Source organism: Lysobacter auxotrophicus (genome assembly GCF_027924565.1).
In the GTDB taxonomy this organism is placed as follows: domain Bacteria; phylum Pseudomonadota; class Gammaproteobacteria; order Xanthomonadales; family Xanthomonadaceae; genus Lysobacter_J; species Lysobacter_J auxotrophicus.
In genome coordinates, this window is sequence record NZ_AP027041.1 from 1,100,297 (window position 1) to 1,116,490 (window position 16,194).

Here is a 16,194-nt window from a genome sequence, read left to right on the forward strand (position 1 = left end):
GGGATTCGGCCGCACCTTCCGGCCACCAAATTCCCGAACGCCTGTTCAGCTTCGAAGCGGGGAGGCCAGGGCGAGAGTGGAAGCGGGCTGCGTCAGGAGGCCCGCAACACCCCTGCAGCCCTTATCCCGCAAGGGCTGCGCATTTCGTCACAAAGCGGCCGCGATGCGGCTTCCCTGGGCGATGGCGCGCTTCGCGTCCAGCTCCGCGGCGACGTCCGCACCGCCGATCACGTGCACCGTCGCGCCCAGCGTCGCCAGTTCCGCCGCCAGCGGTTTGAAGGGCTCCTGGCCGGCGCAGATCACCACGTGGTCCACGTCCAGCACCTGCTCGCTGCCATCCACGCGCACGTGGAAGCCCTCGTCGTCGACGCCGAGGTATTCCACGCCGCCGAGCATCCGGACCTTCTTCGCCTTGAGCGTGGCGCGGTGGATCCAGCCCGTCGTCTTGCCCAGGCGCGCGCCGGGTCGGCCGGCGGAGCGCTGCAGCAGCCAGACCTCGCGCGCGGGCGCTTCGGGCGCCGGCGCCGTCAGGCCGCCGCGGTTGCCGTCGTAGCCCAGGTCGACGCCCCATTCGGCACGCCAGCGGGCGGGATCGAGAGCGGCGCTGGGGCCGCGTTCGACCAGGAATTCGGCCACGTCGAACCCGATGCCGCCCGCGCCGACCACCGCGACCTTCCGGCCCGGCACGACGCGCCCGCTGAGGACGTCGAGATAGCTGACGACCTTCGCGTGGTCCGCGCCCGGGAAGTCCACCTCGCGCGGGCGGATGCCGGTCGACAGCACCACGGCATCGAAGCCCGCCAGCGTTGCGGCGTCGGCGTACGTGCCCAGGCGTACGTCGACGCCGGTCTGCTCCAGCTTCCGGCCGAAGTAGCGCAGCGTTTCGTGGAACTCCTCCTTGCCGGGGATGCGCTTGGCGAGGTTGAACTGCCCGCCGATCTCGCCGGTGGCCTCGAACAGCGTCACGCGATGTCCGCGCTCGGCGGCGACCGTCGCGGCCGCGAGCCCGGCCGGGCCGGCGCCGACCACGGCGATGCGCTTGGGAGCGGACGTCGGCACGTAGTTGAGTTCGGTCTCCGCGCAGGCACGCGGGTTCACCAGGCAGCTCGCCGTCTTGTTCTCGAACACGTGGTCCAGGCACGCCTGGTTGCACGCGATACACGTATTGATGTCGAGCGCGCGACGCTCGCGGGCCTTGTTGACCCACTGCGGGTCGGCCAGCAGCGGCCGCGCCATCGAGACCATGTCGGCCTCGCCGCGCGCGAGCACGCCTTCGGCGACCTCGGGCATGTTGATGCGGTTGGTCGTCACCAGCGGCACGCCGACGTGCGGCTTCAGGCGCGCGGTGATCCCGGTGAAGGCCGCGCGCGGCACGGACGTGGCGATGGTCGGCACACGCGCCTCGTGCCAGCCGATGCCGGTGTTGATCAGCGTCGCGCCGGCGGCCTCGATGGCGAGGGCCTGCTGCACGACCTCGTCCCACGCCAAGCCGTCGTCGACCAGGTCGAGCATCGAGAGCCGGTAGACGATGATGAAGTCCGGCCCGCAGGCCTCGCGGATGCGGCGGACGATCTCCACCGCGAAGCGCATGCGCTTGCCGGCATCGCCGCCCCAGGCATCGCGGCGCTTGTTGGTGCGCGGCGCGGTGAACTGGTTGAGCAGGTAGCCCTCCGAGCCCATGACCTCGACGCCGTCGTAGCCGGCTTCGCGCGCCATCGTGGCGCTGCGGACGAACGCCCGGATCTGCCGCTCCACGCCGCCGGCCGACAGGGCACGCGGGGTGAACGGGTTGATCGGCGCCTTGAGCCGGCTCGGCGCCACCTGCAGCGGGCTGTAGCCGTAACGGCCGGCGTGGAGGATCTGCAGGCAGATGCGCCCGCCATGTGCGTGCACCGCGCCGGTGACCTGCCGGTGGCGGCGCACTTCCCAGGGGAAGCGCATCGTCCCGCCGAACGGCTTGAGCCAGCCGGCGAGGTTCGGCGAAAACCCGCCGGTGACGATCAGCCCGACGCCACCGGCCGCGCGTTCGGCGAAGTAGGCGGCGAGCTTCGGGAAGTCCGCCGCCTTGTCCTCCAGCCCCGTGTGCATGGAGCCCATCAGCACCCGGTTGGGCAGCGTGCAGAAGCCCAGGTCCAGGGGCGCGAAGAGGTGCGGGTAGAGCGGGTGCGGTTCGATTTCGCGCGTCGCGGCGGGATCGAAACTCAGGGGGCTGGCGGCCGTCATCGGCGGGATTCGTCGATATGTACGCTGGCGTACGGAAGCCGGCACGATGCCGGGAAAGCGGGGCGGCTTCAAGCCGGACGCGACGAGTGGGCGAACGCCTGCTTTTGTAGCCCGGGTAAGCGAAGTGCACCCGGGGCAGGGCACTCCGTGGTCTCTGGCGGCCCGTGGCGGTGCGTGGCAGGTACCGATGCAGCTTCTCAGCGATGAGCGCACCACTGCCATCCATGGCGTCACGCTGTCAGCTCCGGAGCGCCCGGCCCGGCCATCTGTGGCCGGGCGTTCGGCAAGCCACGCGGCAGTGCCCGCGTAGCGGCTCGCCTCACCCCTCCGGCATCGGCAGGCACTCCATCACTTCCACCGCATCGCCGGGGAAGATGGAGAAGTGCGGATGGCCTTCGAACATGCTGGCCGCCGCGTCGTGCGATTCGGCCTCGACCACCGTCCAGGCGGCCAGCTCGTTGCGCACGTCGCCGATGCCCTTGGCGGCGATGCGCTTGGTCTTCCCCAGCGGGGAGCCGTGGTCGACGAACGCGGCCTCGTGCTTGCGGACCCAGTCGCCCCAGGCCTTCATGCCGTCGGCTTCGCGGCGGTTGCGTTCGGACTCGGGCAGGGCCTTCCAGGCGTCCATGGAGGCGGGGGAGCCCAGGAACACGGCAAGGAATCGTTTCATTCGTCCACTCCTGATCGACGGGTCGGCGGGGTGCCGGCCCTCCTGGATACGACGAACGTCCGCCCCCGGGATCGACGCTGGCGAGCCTCCCGACGAACGCCGTCCCCACTGCGCAAAAGCGGCCGCAGCGCAAGAGTTGTCTCGGGCCCGGGCCTCGCCGAACATGGCCCACCCGTAGTTTCCGGTCCGGTATGGACGACGCTTCCGCACCCCTGCAGGACTACCTCCGCGACGGCATCGTCGCGGGCGACCTGCCCGACCTGCATCCGCTGCTGTCCGCCCGCGACCTACTGCGCGCCTTCTCGACCCTGTTCCACGGCGGCGAGGAGAGCGTGATGGTGCGGCTGCTGGTGCTGCGCGCGATCGGCGAGCGCGGCGCCGCGCCGGACTGGAGCCCGCAGGAGCTGCGCGACCACTTCGCCTACCTGGACCCGGTGAAGTTCGACACGGTCCTGGGCCGCCTGCGCGAGAACGACCTGCTGCGCTGGGACAACGACACGCAGCGCTATCGCATCAGCCCGGTCGGGCGGCAGGCGCTGTCGGCGATCGGCCTGCTGCTGCAGTTCAATCGCGAAGGCGACGAACTGGCCTACGTCACCGCGCAGCTCGCCGCCGGCCAGGCGGTCGGGCGCGTGCGCGGCGATGACCTGCAGCACCTGCTCTCGCGCCTCAACGAATACCGCGAGGACTTCGACCAGGCCGTGCTCAGCGGCTCCGAGCACCGCATCCAGCGCGCCGCCGGCACCTTGCAGCAGGTGTGGCAATGGGTGGAGAAGGGCACCGCGATCGTCAAGGAAATCGCGGCCGACGAAGAACTCGACGCCGCCACGCATCGCGTCGCGCAGCAGATCGGCCGCGCGCAGAGTTCGATGCTGCGCCAGGCGTCGGTGTTCCAGCGTGCGCTGAACCAGCTCGACCGCCATCGCGTGCATATCGGCGCAAGCGGTCTGTCGTCCTCCGACGTGAACCGTTACCTGCGCGGGCTCGATGGCGACGCGCTCGCCGCGCTGGCCGACGACGTGCTCGCGCGCGTGGTCGCGCCGGCCTTCATGCTGGCGCCGATCGCGCTGGACGTCGCCGAATACGAACTGGTCGAACGCGAACGCGAAGCGCAGGAAGACGCCTCGCTCCCGCCCGCGCAGGACGCTCCCGACGACACGCAGGCGCCCGTCGCCGAACAGGATTACGTGCACGCCGAGCAGTGGCTGTCGCAGCTGGCGTCGCTGGAACGCGATGCCGACACCGCGCTGTCGGACTGGGTGCCGCAGGACGGCTTCGCGGTCAGTGCGTACCGGTTGTCGCTGCTGGGGTTGATCGGCGACCCGGGCGCGGAGAATCGCAACGGCGTCAGCGCGTCGATCGCGCAGCTGCCCCTGCGCTGGAAGGTCGGCACGCAGTTCGAACCGGTCAATCGCGCGGGCGTGGCGTACATGAGCCGGGCGTGGTTGACGGCGAAGGCGGATGACGACGTCGAGGCGCAGTCGCGCGACGTCGAGTCCGACGCGAACAACGAAGGCATCGTCGAAGAGGGGCGCGGCGCGGCGCCGAGGATCAAAAAACCGTCATCCCGGCGAAAGCCGGGACCCAGGCCCGTAGCGCCTGAATCGTCCGCGACGTCCGATGTCGTCAGCCTGGATCCCGGCCTTCGCCGGGATGACGAGCAAGCGGAGACGGCCAAACCCAAGCGCAAGAAGAAAACCGCAACACCCACGGAATCCCAATGAGCGACCCCACCGCCACCCTCATCGCCCGCCTGCTCGCCGAGCGCTGGCTGCCGCGCGACGACCATGCGGTGCGCCAGGTCCTGGTCGACGCCGAGCTGCGCGACGAACTCGATCGTCGCCTCGCCGGCGCCGGCCTGCGCCTGCTCGAGCATCCCTTCGCCGCGCACGTCGCCGTCGGCGTGGCGCGCTCGCAGGAGAACGACGTCTTCGGCAGCGCACGCGCATGGGCCGCGAGCAACCTGCAACTGGACCGCGATGCGCTCGCGCTGCTGGTCGTGCTGTGGTCGCTGCTGGTGCTGCCCAAACGCCAGCGCCAGATCGCGCGGCAGGAAAGCGAGCGCCAGCAGGACCAGGAGCAGATGTTCGCCGAACTCAAGCCAGTGCCGGTCGGGCAGGACATGGTCGAACCGATCAACGAACGCACGCTCATCGCCGACTTCGGCGACAAGCTCGGCGGCAAGTTCCGCATCAATCTGTCGCTGGGCGCATTGCAGCGCCATGGGTTCATCGTGCGACGCAAGGAGCGCATCGCCGAAGGCCCGCTGCTTGATCTCGCCTTCGACTACGAACGCATCGCCAGCCGCGTGATGGACGGCGCGCTGTCGTTCGTCGTCGAGCAGGCGCGTGCGACGCAGGCGGCGAACGCCGACCGCATCGACGACGACGCGTACGACGCGTACGACGCGATCGACGAGAACGAAACCACCGAAGAGGCGCAGGCCGATGTTTGAGTTCCGCAGCCTGGAAGTCGTGCACTGGGATTACTGGCAGCGTTTCCAGCTGCCGCTCGACGCCTCGGTCATCACCGTCGTCGGTCCGAACGGTTCGGGCAAGACGACGCTGCTCGACGCGCTTCGTACGCTGCTTGCGATCGAAGACCGCGAGACCGCGCGCGACTACAAGACCTACCTGCGCCACAACGGCAAGGGCCAGGCATGGCTGCGCGCGGTGGTGAGCAATCGCCCGGACCGCCGCGGCGGCCGCCCGTTCTTCCCGATCAAGGACGAGACCGTCACGCTTGCATGCCGCATCCGCAAGCGCGGCGGCGACTGGTCGCGCGATTACCAGATCCTCGCCGGCGACGTGCCGGTCGAACAGATCGAGCAGGGCGGCGAATGGCTCGGCGTGCGCGATTACCGCGTGCGCCTCGCCGGGGCCGGCCTCACGCGCGCCATCTGCCGCGTGCTCACGCTGGAGCAGGGCGCGACCGACAAGCTGTGCCAGCTTTCGCCGCGCGAATTGCTGCAGCTGGTGTTCGACGTGTTCGAGGACAAGGCCGTGCTGGACGATTACCAGCGCGCCAAGTCCGAACAGATGGACGTCGAGAAGGAAATCGAGCAGCTGCGCCACGGCCTGGGCGAGCTGCATTTCAAGCTCGAATCCGCCCGCGTGGACGTGCGTTCGTTCGAGGAGGGCCAGGCGCTGCGCAACCAGCGTCAGCGACTGCAGGCGGAAATCGCGCCGAAGATCGAACTGGCCGACCTGCGCGCGACGCTGGAAGGCGCGCGTCCGCGCCTCACCGGCCTGCGCCGCGCGCTGCGCGAACGCGAGCGCGTGTTCGAAAACCTGCGCACGCGCGAGCACAACGCCGTGGGCCAGCGCGACGACCTGCGCGCGGCGATCGAGCGCGCACGCGCCGATGTGCGTGCCTGCGAAACCGAATTCACCACCGCGCGCGATCACGCACGCGATGCCGAGATGCTCGTGCGTCGTCGCGACGAACTCGCGCGCGTGCAGGCGCAGCGCGGTGCCGTCGACGTGGAGGCGCTCAGCCGCCGCGTCGAGGAAGGCCGTCGCCGTCAGGCCGAACTCAAGCTGGAAGCCGAGCGCGATCGCAATCGCACCGGTGAAATCGCCGCGCAGGTTGCCGCGCTCAGCGGCGGCGGCCGCATCGTCGAGCCGTTCGAGCGCGATTTCCGCACCGCGCTCGACAACGCGGGCATCGAACATCGCGTGCTCACCGAGCTGGTCGACATCGTCGATCCGAAGTGGTCGGTCGCCGTCGAAGCCGTGCTCGCGCCATATCGCCATCTCATCGTGCTGGAAAACCCGCGCGATGAAGGCGCGGCGTGGAAGCTCGGCGAGAAGATGCAGTACCGCCACTTCGTCGTATCCAACCGCACGCCGGTGGAAAAGGCGACGAAGGGCTCGCTGCTGGAAGTGGTGAAGTTCTCCGCCGAGCCGCCCGCGTGGTTGCCCAGGCAGCTCGACAAGATCCAGCGCGTCGAGGACATCGAGGACGGCCGTCGCCTGCCGAAGGGACAGGACTGGATCACGCTGAAGGGCTACCTGCGCGAACATCGCGGCGGTCGCCATATCGGCGGTGGCGCGCCGCATTTCGGCACGGGCGCGCGACAGGCGCGTCTGGACGAATTGCGCGCCGAACAGATCGAGATCCAGCAGCGTGCGCACGCCCGCGAAGACGAACTGAGCGAGCTGGGCAAGCGTGTCGACGCCGAACAGGCGCGACTGCTGGGCCTGGATGCCGGACAGGAACTGGTGACGCGCGCGGCGGAATTCGCCGACGCCGCCGAACGCCTGCCCGCGATGGCGCAGGCCGCGCAGCAGGCGGCGATCGCGCTGTCGGATGCGCGTTCGCGACTGGACGGCCTGGAAGCCGAAGACAAGGCCGAGAGCATCGCCGACGCCACGCGCGCGGGCGAGATCCGTTCGCTGGAGAATGAAGTGCGCGAACGCGCGCAGCAGATCGCGCAGGAACGCCAGCAGCTGGTGGCGCGCATCGTCGAGTTCCGTCGCAAGCGCGCGTTGATGCCGGCCGCGTGGCGCAGCGCCGACGCGTTGCACCAGGCGCGCGAGGAGTACGAAAGCGCCGGCGCGGTGCGTCGCGAACTCGAACGCATCGACGAACGCCTGCAACGCGGCGGATACATCGAGGACGACGGCTGCATCGCGCTTCGTGACAAGTTCGCCGCCGATCACGACGGGCTGGAATCGACCATCGGCAAGCGCGAGGCGCACCTGCATCGCGCGCGTCGCATCACCGAAGAAGCGCGCGGCGCATACATCAACGTGCTGCGCGCGACGGTGCGTCGCTACAAGAAGAACCTCGCGGCACTGGGCGAACTCGCCGGCATCGGCGTGGACGTCGAGATGCCCGAACTGGTGAACGAGGACGTCGCGCTCGCACAGGCCGGGTTGACCGTGAAGTTCGACTTCGACCGCAAGGGCTGGATCGGCCTGGACGACGGCGAGGCGTCGGGCGGCCAGCAGGTGATGAAGTCGTTGCTGCTGCTCGTCGGCCTGCTGCGCGACGAGGACCAGCCGGGCGGTTTCGTGTTCATCGACGAACCGTTCGCGCACCTGGACGTGTTCAACATCGAGAAGGTCGGCCGCTTCCTGCGCTCGACCGACGCGCAGTACATCCTGACCACGCCGATCACGCACAACCTCAACGTGTTCGAGCCGTCCGACCTGGTGCTGGCGACGAGCAAGCGCCGCGGCGGCAATGCGTGGGCCGAGCCGGTGGCGGTGCTCAAGCGCGATCGTCGCGACGACGCGCAGGCCGCGTGACGTCGCGCGCATGAGCGCGGGCCGCCAGCAGATCGAACGCACGACGTACCGCAACCTCGCGGTGGTCGTGAAGCGCTGGCCCGGCGCGCCCGCGGATTTCTTCACCGCCGAGGCGACGGGACTGGCGACGCTCGCCGCCGCCGGTGCAATGCGTGTCCCGCGTGTGCTCGCGCTGGAACCCGAGCGGCTGGTGCTGGAGGATCTCGGCGAAGGCGTGCAGAAGGAACGCTTCTGGACGATCGCCGGCGAAGGCCTGGCCGCGCAGCATGCGCTGCGCAATGCGCGCTTTGGTTTCAAGCGCGACGGTTATTGCGGCCCCACGCCGCAGTCGAACGCATGGACGGACGACGGCTGGGCGTTCTTCGCCGAGCATCGCCTGCTGCCGCAGGCGCGGCGCGCGCTGGATGGCGGGCATCTGCCCAGCGATGACGTCGATGCGGTGGAGCGCGTGTGTTCGCGACTGCGCGAACTGATCCCGCCGCAGCGGGCGTCGCTGCTGCACGGCGATCTGTGGATGGGCAATCTGCATTGCTGTGCCGACGGTTCGCCCGCGCTGATCGATGCGGGTGCGGTGCACTACGGATGGCCCGAGTCGGAGCTCGCGATGCTGACGCTGTTCGGCTCGCCACCCGACGCGTTCTGGCGCGCGTACGGCGCGCATGCGGTCGTGGCGAGCGACTGGCGCGAACGCGCGCCGGTCTACAACCTCTACCACCTTCTCAATCATCTGAATCTGTTCGGTGGAAGTTATCGTGCGGGTGTGCGTGAGGTGTTGGAACGATTCGGGTAATCGTTGCGATCTCCCGCCGCTTTTCCACGCTTTCCCGTGAGCTCTTCAAAAGCGCCGCGCTTCTGTAGCCCGGGTAAGCGAAGCGCACCCGGGACGCGACCCCTTCTCCAACCCGGGTGCGCTTCGCTTACCCGGGCTACAAGAGCGTCCGCAGTTACGCGCGACGCGCGGTCAGGCCACTACCACCCCGACAGCACCAGCTTCCCGATCGTCGCGCCCGACTCCAGCCGACGATGCGCCTCACGCAGGTTCTGCGCGTTGATCGGCGACAACGTGTCGCGATGCGTTCCGCGCAGTTCGCCCGAATCGATCAGCGCGGCGACGCGCGCGAGGATGCGGCCCTGTTCGTCCATGTCGGGCGTCTGGAAGCGCGGACGGCCGAACATCATTTCCCAGTGGATGCCGATGCACTTGAACTTGTACGGATCGCCCAGGCGCACCGGCTCCTTCGGTTCGACGATCAAGCCGACATGGCCTTGCGGTGCAAGGATCTCGCCGAGTTCGTCCCAATAATGGTTCGTGTCGTACAGGTTCAGCGCGGCGTCGACGGTCTGGAAACCCAGCGCCTTCAGCTGCGGATGCAGCGGCTTGCGATGATCGATGACGTGATGCGCGCCGAGTTCGCGGCACCACGCGATGGTGTCTTCGCGCGATGCGGTGGCGATCACGGTGAAGCCGGCGCGACGCGCGAGCTGGATCGCGATGGAACCGACGCCACCGGCGCCGGCGATGATCAGCAGCGACTTGCCCTTGCCGCCGTGCTCGCTGTCGAACGGCATGCGCTGGAACAGCAGCTCCCACGCGGTCAGCGCGGTGAGCGGCAATGCGGCGGCCTGCGCGGCGTCGAGCGTCTTCGGTGCGATCGCAACGATGCGCGAATCGACCAGCTGCAGCTGCGCGTTGCTGCCCGGGCGCGTGATGTCGCCGGCGTAATACACGCGATCGCCGGGCTTGAAGCCGCTCGCCTTGTCGCCGACGGCTTCGACGATGCCAGCTGCGTCGTAACCGAGCACCTTCGGCTGCGTTTCGACCTGCGGTTTGGGCGCGCGCACTTTCGTGTCGACCGGATTCACCGATACGGCGTCGACGCGCACGAGCACGTCGAAGCCGGTCGGCGCGGCGGGGTCGGGCAGTTCGACATCGACGAGCGACTGCGGGTCGTCGATGGGGAGGTAACGCGTGAGGGCGACGGCTTTCATGGGCTTTCCTGGAGGTGGAAGGGGACGCGTCACACCGGCGACGGATTGCGTTCGAACGTGCGCTGGTGCCAGTACGGGTACGCCGGCGTCACCGCGCTCGCTGCATCGAGCTTCGCGACCTGCTCGGGCGTGAGATTCCAGCCCACCGCGCCGAGGTTCTGCTTCAACTGTTCCTCGTTGCGCGCGCCGATGACGATCGTCGAAACGGTCGGGCGCTGCAGCAGCCAGTTCAGCGCGATCTGCGGCACGGTCTTGCCGGTTTCCGCGGCGATGTCGTCCAGCGCGTCGACGACGCGATACAGCAGTTCTTCGTCCACCGGCGGGCCGAAGTCGGAACTGCCCGGCAGTCGGCTCACTTCCGGACGCGGCTGGTTGCGACGGATCTTGCCGGTCAGACGGCCCCAGCCGAGCGGACTCCAGATCACGCCGCCCACGCCCTGGTCGAGGCCGAGCGGCATCTGCTCCCACTCGTAGTCGCGCCCGATCAGCGAGTAGTACGCCTGGTTGGCGACGTAGCGCGTCCAGCCGTAGCGGTCGGCCGTGGACAGCGACTTCATCAGGTGCCAGCCGGAGAAGTTCGACACGCCGAGGTATCGGATCTTGCCGGCGCGCACGAGGTCGTCCAGCGTGCGCAGCGTTTCCTCGACCGGCGTCTTCGCATCGAAGCCGTGCAGCTGGAACAGGTCGATGTAATCGGTGCCCAGGCGCTTGAGCTGTGCGTCGATCGTGCGCAGCAGGTGGAAGCGCGACGAACCGACCGCGTTGGGATCGTTCTCGTCGAAGCGGAACGTGGCCTTGGTCGAGATCAGCACCTTGTCGCGGCGGCCCTTGATCGCTTCGCCGAGAATGCTTTCGGCCATGCCGCCGGAGTACACGTCAGCGCTGTCGAACAGGTTCAGGCCCGCGTCGAGGCAGATGTCGATCAGTCGCGACGCTTCGGCGACATCGGTATTACCCCAGGAACCGAACAGCTGCCCTTTGCCGCCGAACGTGCCCGTGCCGAAGCTCAGCGCGGGAACGCGCAAACCGGAATTGCCGAGATAACGGAAGTCCATCGTGGAATCCTCTTCTTCTTGAGGCCTCTTCCGTGCGGGGAAGAGGGTGGGGTGAGGGAAGCAGGCGGCGGCGTTCGAGCGTGCCACCGCGATTGATGCGTTTCAGTGAACCCGGTGTGTCACGCCGCTTCGGCGGCGCAGTCGCGCGGCAGGGCCTCGGTGCGTGCACCGCGGCGCTCGATCCGCACGCTCCACAGCGCGACGAGCAGGCCGGCGACGGTCACCAGCGCGGCGACCCAGGTGACCGCGGCCAGTCCCGGACCGCGTTCGATGACCATGCCGCCGAGCCAGGCGCCGGTCGCATTGCCGAGGTTGAACGCCGCGATGTTGAAGCTGGAGGCGAGGTTCTGGCCCGCGCCTTCCGCGAAACCCAGCACGCGCAACTGCAGCGGCGACACGGTGGCGAATGCGGCGATGCCGAGCAGGCCGACGAAGGCGACCATCAGCACCTGGCTGTGCAGCACGAAGCTCATCAGCGCCAGCACCGCGGCGAGCGCGAACAGCGTGCCCAGCAGCGCGGGCGTGGCGCGGCGGTCGGCGAGTCGGCCGCCGAGCAGGTTACCCACGACCATGCCTGCGCCGAACACCAGCAGGATCGGCGACACCGCGGCGTCGGAGAAGCCGGTGAGCGAGGTCAGCAGCGGCTGCACGTAGGTGATCACCACGAACACGCCGGCGAAGCCGAGCATCGTCATCAGCAGGCCGAGCAGCACCTGCGGCCGCGCGATGGTCGCCAGTTCCTCGCGCAGCGGGGCGGGTTCGCTCGTGTCGCGGCTGCGCGGCACCAGCAGCGCGATCACCGCCAGCGACACGACGCCGACCAGGGCCATCGCCCAGAACGTCGAACGCCAGCCCAAGTGCAGGCCGAGCCACGCGCCGGCCGGCATGCCCAGCAGCGTCGCGAGCGTCAGGCCGGAGAACATGATCGAGATGGCGGAGGCCTTGCGTTCGGCCGGCACCAGGCCGGTCGCGACGACCGCGCCGACGCCGAAGAACGTGCCGTGCGTGAGCGAGGTGACCACGCGGGCGATCATCAGCGTCGTGTAGTCCGGCGCGAGCGCGCAGGCGATGTTGCCGACGGTGTAGATGCCCATCAGCGCGAGCAGCACGGCCTTGCGCGGCATGCGGCGCGTCAGCAGGGTGAGGATCGGCGCGCCGGCGAACACGCCCAGCGCGTAGCCGGAGACGAGCATGCCGGCGGCGGCGATCGAGACCTGCAGATCGGCGGCGACCTGCAGCAGCAGGCCCATGATCACGAACTCGGCGCAGCCGATGCCGAACGAGCCGGCGGTGAGCGCGTAGAGCGCCACCGGCAGGCGGCCGCTGGACGCGGCGGGAGAAGCGGGGAGGGGAGTGGAGGCCACGACGGCAAGGTCCGGGGGAAAGGACGGCAGCCTAGGCGCTTGAATCTTCTGCGAGAACCGGCAGGATGACTAATCAGTTTCAACGAACCGTTGATAATCCCGAAGGAGACCCGCCGTGGACCGCATTGGCGACATCGCCCTGTTCCTGCGCGTGCTCGACCTGGGCTCGATCAGCGCCGCCGCGCGCAGCCTCGATCTGTCGGTCGCGGTCGCCAGCCAGCGCCTGAAGCGGCTGGAGCGCGATCTCGGCGTGCGCCTGCTCCATCGCACCACGCGCCGCCTGCACGCCACGCCGGAAGGCGCCGCGCTCGCCGAGCAGGGGCGGCCGCTGGTCGAAGACCTCGAAGCGCTGACCGGCGGCCTGCGCCAGGCAGGCGCGGAAATCAGCGGCACCTTGCGCGTCACCGCGTCGGCGTCGTTCGGGCGGCAATACCTGTCGCCGCTGCTGCCGCAGTTTCTCGCGCTGCATCCGCGCGTGAAGCTGAGCATCAACCTCACCGACCAGATGGTCGATCTGGTCAGCGCGGGATTCGACCTGGCGATCCGCATCGGCGCGCTGGACGACTCGTCGCTGGTCGCGCGCAAACTCGCGGTGAACCAGCGCGTGTTGTGTGCATCGCCCGACTATCTGCGTCGGCACGGCACGCCGCGCACGCCGCAGGACCTGACCGGACACGAATGCGTGCTGCTGGTCGGCAGCCAGGGACGGCAGGACGTGTGGCGTTTCGGCGACGGCGCGGGCGGCGAGACCGCGGTGCGCGTGCGCGGACGCATGGAAACCAACTACGGCGAGATCGTGCGCGATGCGGTGGTCGCGGGAATGGGCATCGCCGTGCATTCGGACTGGCACGTCGTGCGCGACCTGCGCGAGGGCCGCCTCGTGCAGGTGCTGGCGGATTACCCCATCGCCGAAAGCGGCATCTACGCGGTGATGCCGCAGCGGCGGCTCGTGCCGCCGCGCGTGCGCGCGTTCGTGGACTTCCTGGCGGAGAAATTCGCGAATCCGCCCTGGAGTTGAGTTCTTCACGATCGAAATGCAGACGTTGTAGCCCGGGTAAGCGAAGCGCACCCGGGAGCCGGCCACAGCAAAAGCGGCTCAATCGAACGCGAACGCATCCAGCGCGAGCGATCCGAACTCATGCGACCGATGCAGCGTCCGCACCGAAGCCGCATCGCCGCCGGCGCCGAGTGCGACGAACAACGGCATCAGGTGTTCCACCGTCGGATGCGCACGTCGTGCGTGCGGCGCGCGCGATTCCCATTCGATGAGCGCGTCGATGTCGCGCGCTTGCAGCTTCTCGCGCATCCACTGCGCGAACTCCGCGGCCCACGGCGTGAGCGGCGCATCGGCGTGGCGCCAGTCGAGTTCGCCGAGGTTGTGCACGAAGCCGCCGGAGCCGATCACCAGCACGCCTTCGTCGCGTAGCGGCGCGAGCGCGCGCCCGATCGCGACGTGTTGCGCGGCGTCGCCATGCGGCATCACCGACAACGGCACCACCGGAATGTCGGCCTGCGGGTACATGCGCCGCAGCGGCACCCACACGCCGTGGTCGAGCCCGTGCTGCTCGCGGATGCGCGTGGGCACGCCGGCGTCGTTCAAGCGTTGCGCGATCCCGGTCGCGAGATCCGGTGCGCCCGGCGCGGGATAACGCAGCGCGTACAGCTGCGCGGGAAAGCCGCCGAAGTCGTGCACGGTCTCCGGCTGCGCGTGGCTGCCGACCATCGGCTGGCCGGTCGTGAAATGCGCGGAGGCCACGACGATCGCCTTGGGCCATGGAAGCTGCTGGCCGAGGCCGTCGAGGAAGCGGCCGGCGGGCGAATCCTGCACGGCCAGCATCGGCGAGCCGTGGGACAGGAAGAGGCTGGGCAAACGGATGGGAACGTCCATACCGGAAACTTGAGCCCGTCCACGCCGTTTTCCAAGCGCGGTGGCCGGTCCGATGCGTTCCGCGCATGCGTGGGAGGTGTTCACGGCGGGCGGGCGCTCGCTGGACCACCATGACCCCTCCCGCGGGTTCCCGACGAGTCGTGCCATGAGCTACGCCCAGGTCCGCTCCGCCGTTCGTCCGCCACCGGATGCGGCGATGACGCAGGTCGCCGATTACGTCGCACAGACGGACGTGGGCTCGCGTGAAGCGTTCGAGACCGCGCGCTTCATGCTGCTCGATTCGCTCGCCTGCGCCGCGCTGGCGATGGACCACCCCGAGTGCGTGAAGCATCTCGGCCCGCTGGTTCCGGGCGCGGAACTCCCCGGCGGCGCGCGCGTGCCGTTCACCTCGCACGAACTGGATCCCGCGCAGGCCGCATACAACATCGGCACGCAGATCCGCTGGCTCGATTTCAACGACACCTGGCTCGCCGCCGAATGGGGCCATCCGTCCGACAACCTCGGCACGATCCTGGCCGTCGCCGATTACCTGGGCCAGCAGGCGATGGCGCAGGGCAGGGCACCGATGACGATGCGCGACGTGCTCGGCTGGGCGATCAAGGCGCACGAAATCCAGGGCTGCTATGCATTGAAGAATGCGTTCAACCGCGTGGGACTGGATCACGTGATCCTCGTGCGCCTCGCGTCGACGGCCGTCGCGACGGCGATGTTCGGCGGAAGCCGGGATCAGGTCGTCACCGCGATCTCGCACAGCTGGATCGACAACGGCGCGTTGCGCGCGTATCGCCACGCGCCCAACACCGGACCGCGGAAAAGCTGGGCCGCCGGCGATGCGTGCCGGCGCGCGGTGATCCATGCGTTGAACGCGATCAAGGGCGTGGTCGGCTATCCGAGCGCGCTGACCGCGCCGACCTGGGGTTTCTACGACGTCGCCTTCGACGGCAAACCGTTCGAGTTCGAACGCGACTTCGGCAGTTACGTGATGGAGAACGTGCTGTTCAAGATCAGCTTCCCCGCCGAGTTCCATGCGCAGACCGCGGTGGAGTGCGCGATGCAGCTGCACCCGCTGGTCGCGCCGAGGATCGCGCGCGACGGCGTGGAATCGATCGCGCGGATCGTCATCGAAACCCAGCAGGCCGGGCTGCGGATCATCGACAAGACCGGCCCCCTGGCCAACTACGCCGACCGGGACCACTGCATCCAGTACATGGTGGCCGTGCCGCTGCTGTTTGGCCGTTTGACCGCGCAGGACTATACCGACGCCGTGGCTGCCGATCCGCGCATCGACCTGCTGCGCGCGCGCACGACGGTGATGGAAAACCCCCGGTTTACCCAGGAGTACTTCGATCCCGACAAACGGTATATCGGCAATTCCGTGCAGGTGTTCTTCAACGACGGTGCATCCACGCCGAAGGTTTCGATCGATTATCCGATCGGCCACCGGCGACGGCGCGCGGAGGCGATGCCTGTGCTGATGAAGAAGTTCGAAAGCGCGATCGCGTCGAAACTGCCTGAAATCCAAGCCCGTACGTTGATGACGCTGGCGTCCTCGCCTGGCGGATTCGATGCGATGCCGATTACGCAGTTCATGTTGTTGTTCAAGAAATGAACCTTTTTGTAGCGCCTGGAATGCGTGCGGGAACTTATGCGTTTGTTATTTCACCGTTAACACCGCTTTCACATAGGCAAACTTAACCTCCGCGTCGATGGCGTCGTTAGGGCGGCCGTCCCCCATGGAACCGGTGGACCA

Annotated in this window: 12 protein-coding genes; 6 read left to right on the forward strand and 6 right to left on the reverse strand. The window is 68.7% G+C overall.

Going from position 1 to position 16,194, the window contains the following annotated elements:
• Positions 1–147: 147 nt before the first annotated feature.
• Both LA521A_RS05005 and LA521A_RS05010 read right to left on the reverse strand, forming a co-directional pair.
• The gene (locus tag LA521A_RS05005) at positions 148–2,223 is read right to left on the reverse strand and encodes an NADPH-dependent 2,4-dienoyl-CoA reductase (RefSeq protein ID WP_281781233.1); all 2,076 of its coding nucleotides are present in this window, start codon (positions 2,221–2,223) and stop codon (positions 148–150) included.
• Between the two features lie 319 nt (positions 2,224–2,542).
• Positions 2,543–2,893: a hypothetical protein gene (locus tag LA521A_RS05010; protein WP_281781234.1), complete on the reverse strand. Its 351-nt coding sequence runs from the start codon at positions 2,891–2,893 to the stop codon at positions 2,543–2,545.
• Positions 2,894–3,084: 191 nt separating this feature from the next.
• On the opposite strand from LA521A_RS05010, the gene LA521A_RS05015 reads away from it, so the two are divergent.
• From LA521A_RS05015 to LA521A_RS05030, 4 genes are read left to right on the forward strand one after another with little or no spacing between them, the layout of a single operon-like run.
• A complete protein-coding gene (locus LA521A_RS05015; protein ID WP_281781235.1) occupies positions 3,085–4,617 on the forward strand; it encodes a hypothetical protein in 1,533 nt (510 codons plus the stop codon).
• A complete protein-coding gene (locus tag LA521A_RS05020; RefSeq protein WP_281781236.1) occupies positions 4,614–5,348 on the forward strand; it encodes a hypothetical protein in 735 nt (244 codons plus the stop codon). Before LA521A_RS05015 ends, LA521A_RS05020 begins: the two co-directional genes overlap by 4 nt.
• Complete coding sequence (locus LA521A_RS05025) at positions 5,341–8,148, forward strand: AAA family ATPase (RefSeq protein ID WP_281781237.1); 2,808 nt, start codon at positions 5,341–5,343, stop codon at positions 8,146–8,148. Before LA521A_RS05020 ends, LA521A_RS05025 begins: the two co-directional genes overlap by 8 nt.
• A 10-nt stretch (positions 8,149–8,158) precedes the next feature.
• A complete protein-coding gene (locus tag LA521A_RS05030) occupies positions 8,159–8,938 on the forward strand; it encodes a fructosamine kinase family protein (RefSeq protein WP_281781238.1) in 780 nt (259 codons plus the stop codon).
• 179 nt (positions 8,939–9,117) lie between these two features.
• Here the strand turns inward: LA521A_RS05030 and LA521A_RS05035 are convergent, their stop codons facing one another.
• The 3 genes from LA521A_RS05035 to LA521A_RS05045 all read right to left on the reverse strand — a co-directional run bounded on the left by LA521A_RS05035 (position 9,118) and on the right by LA521A_RS05045 (position 12,556).
• Entirely contained in the window at positions 9,118–10,137 is a 1,020-nt protein-coding gene (locus LA521A_RS05035; RefSeq protein WP_281781239.1) for a zinc-binding alcohol dehydrogenase family protein, read from the reverse strand.
• A gap of 29 nt (positions 10,138–10,166) precedes the next feature.
• Positions 10,167–11,192 (reverse strand): aldo/keto reductase, encoded by a 1,026-nt coding sequence (locus tag LA521A_RS05040; protein WP_281781240.1) that lies wholly within the window; start codon positions 11,190–11,192, stop codon positions 10,167–10,169.
• A 119-nt stretch (positions 11,193–11,311) separates the two neighbouring features.
• Positions 11,312–12,556, reverse strand: coding sequence for an MFS transporter (locus tag LA521A_RS05045; protein WP_281781241.1), 1,245 nt, complete (start codon positions 12,554–12,556; stop codon positions 11,312–11,314).
• Positions 12,557–12,671: 115 nt separating this feature from the next.
• Here LA521A_RS05045 and LA521A_RS05050 point away from each other — a divergent pair, with 115 nt between their 5' ends.
• Positions 12,672–13,574, forward strand: a complete 903-nt coding sequence (locus LA521A_RS05050; RefSeq protein WP_281781242.1) for a LysR family transcriptional regulator — start codon at positions 12,672–12,674, stop codon at positions 13,572–13,574.
• 78 nt (positions 13,575–13,652) lie between these two features.
• On the opposite strand, the gene LA521A_RS05055 is transcribed toward LA521A_RS05050, so the two are convergent.
• On the reverse strand, positions 13,653–14,444 hold the full coding sequence (locus LA521A_RS05055) for a DODA-type extradiol aromatic ring-opening family dioxygenase (protein WP_281781243.1): 792 nt from the start codon (positions 14,442–14,444) through the stop codon (positions 13,653–13,655).
• Positions 14,445–14,589: 145 nt separating this feature from the next.
• On the opposite strand from LA521A_RS05055, the gene LA521A_RS05060 reads away from it, so the two are divergent.
• Positions 14,590–16,053, forward strand: a complete 1,464-nt coding sequence (locus LA521A_RS05060) for a bifunctional 2-methylcitrate dehydratase/aconitate hydratase (RefSeq protein ID WP_281781244.1) — start codon at positions 14,590–14,592, stop codon at positions 16,051–16,053.
• Positions 16,054–16,194 lie beyond the last annotated feature (141 nt).

Excerpts from the sequence above, each read along its gene's own strand:
- LA521A_RS05005 (WP_281781233.1), bottom strand. The coding sequence starts at position 2,223 with ATGACGGCCGCCAGCCCCCTGAGTTTCGATCCCGCCGCGACGCGCGAA.
- LA521A_RS05010 (WP_281781234.1), bottom strand. The coding sequence starts at position 2,893 with ATGAAACGATTCCTTGCCGTGTTCCTGGGCTCCCCCGCCTCCATGGAC.
- LA521A_RS05015 (WP_281781235.1), top strand. The coding sequence starts at position 3,085 with ATGGACGACGCTTCCGCACCCCTGCAGGACTACCTCCGCGACGGCATC.
- LA521A_RS05020 (WP_281781236.1), top strand. The coding sequence starts at position 4,614 with ATGAGCGACCCCACCGCCACCCTCATCGCCCGCCTGCTCGCCGAGCGC.
- LA521A_RS05025 (WP_281781237.1), top strand. The coding sequence starts at position 5,341 with ATGTTTGAGTTCCGCAGCCTGGAAGTCGTGCACTGGGATTACTGGCAG.
- LA521A_RS05030 (WP_281781238.1), top strand. The coding sequence starts at position 8,159 with ATGAGCGCGGGCCGCCAGCAGATCGAACGCACGACGTACCGCAACCTC.
- LA521A_RS05035 (WP_281781239.1), bottom strand. The coding sequence starts at position 10,137 with ATGAAAGCCGTCGCCCTCACGCGTTACCTCCCCATCGACGACCCGCAG.
- LA521A_RS05040 (WP_281781240.1), bottom strand. The coding sequence starts at position 11,192 with ATGGACTTCCGTTATCTCGGCAATTCCGGTTTGCGCGTTCCCGCGCTG.
- LA521A_RS05055 (WP_281781243.1), bottom strand. The coding sequence starts at position 14,444 with ATGGACGTTCCCATCCGTTTGCCCAGCCTCTTCCTGTCCCACGGCTCG.
- LA521A_RS05060 (WP_281781244.1), top strand. The coding sequence starts at position 14,590 with ATGAGCTACGCCCAGGTCCGCTCCGCCGTTCGTCCGCCACCGGATGCG.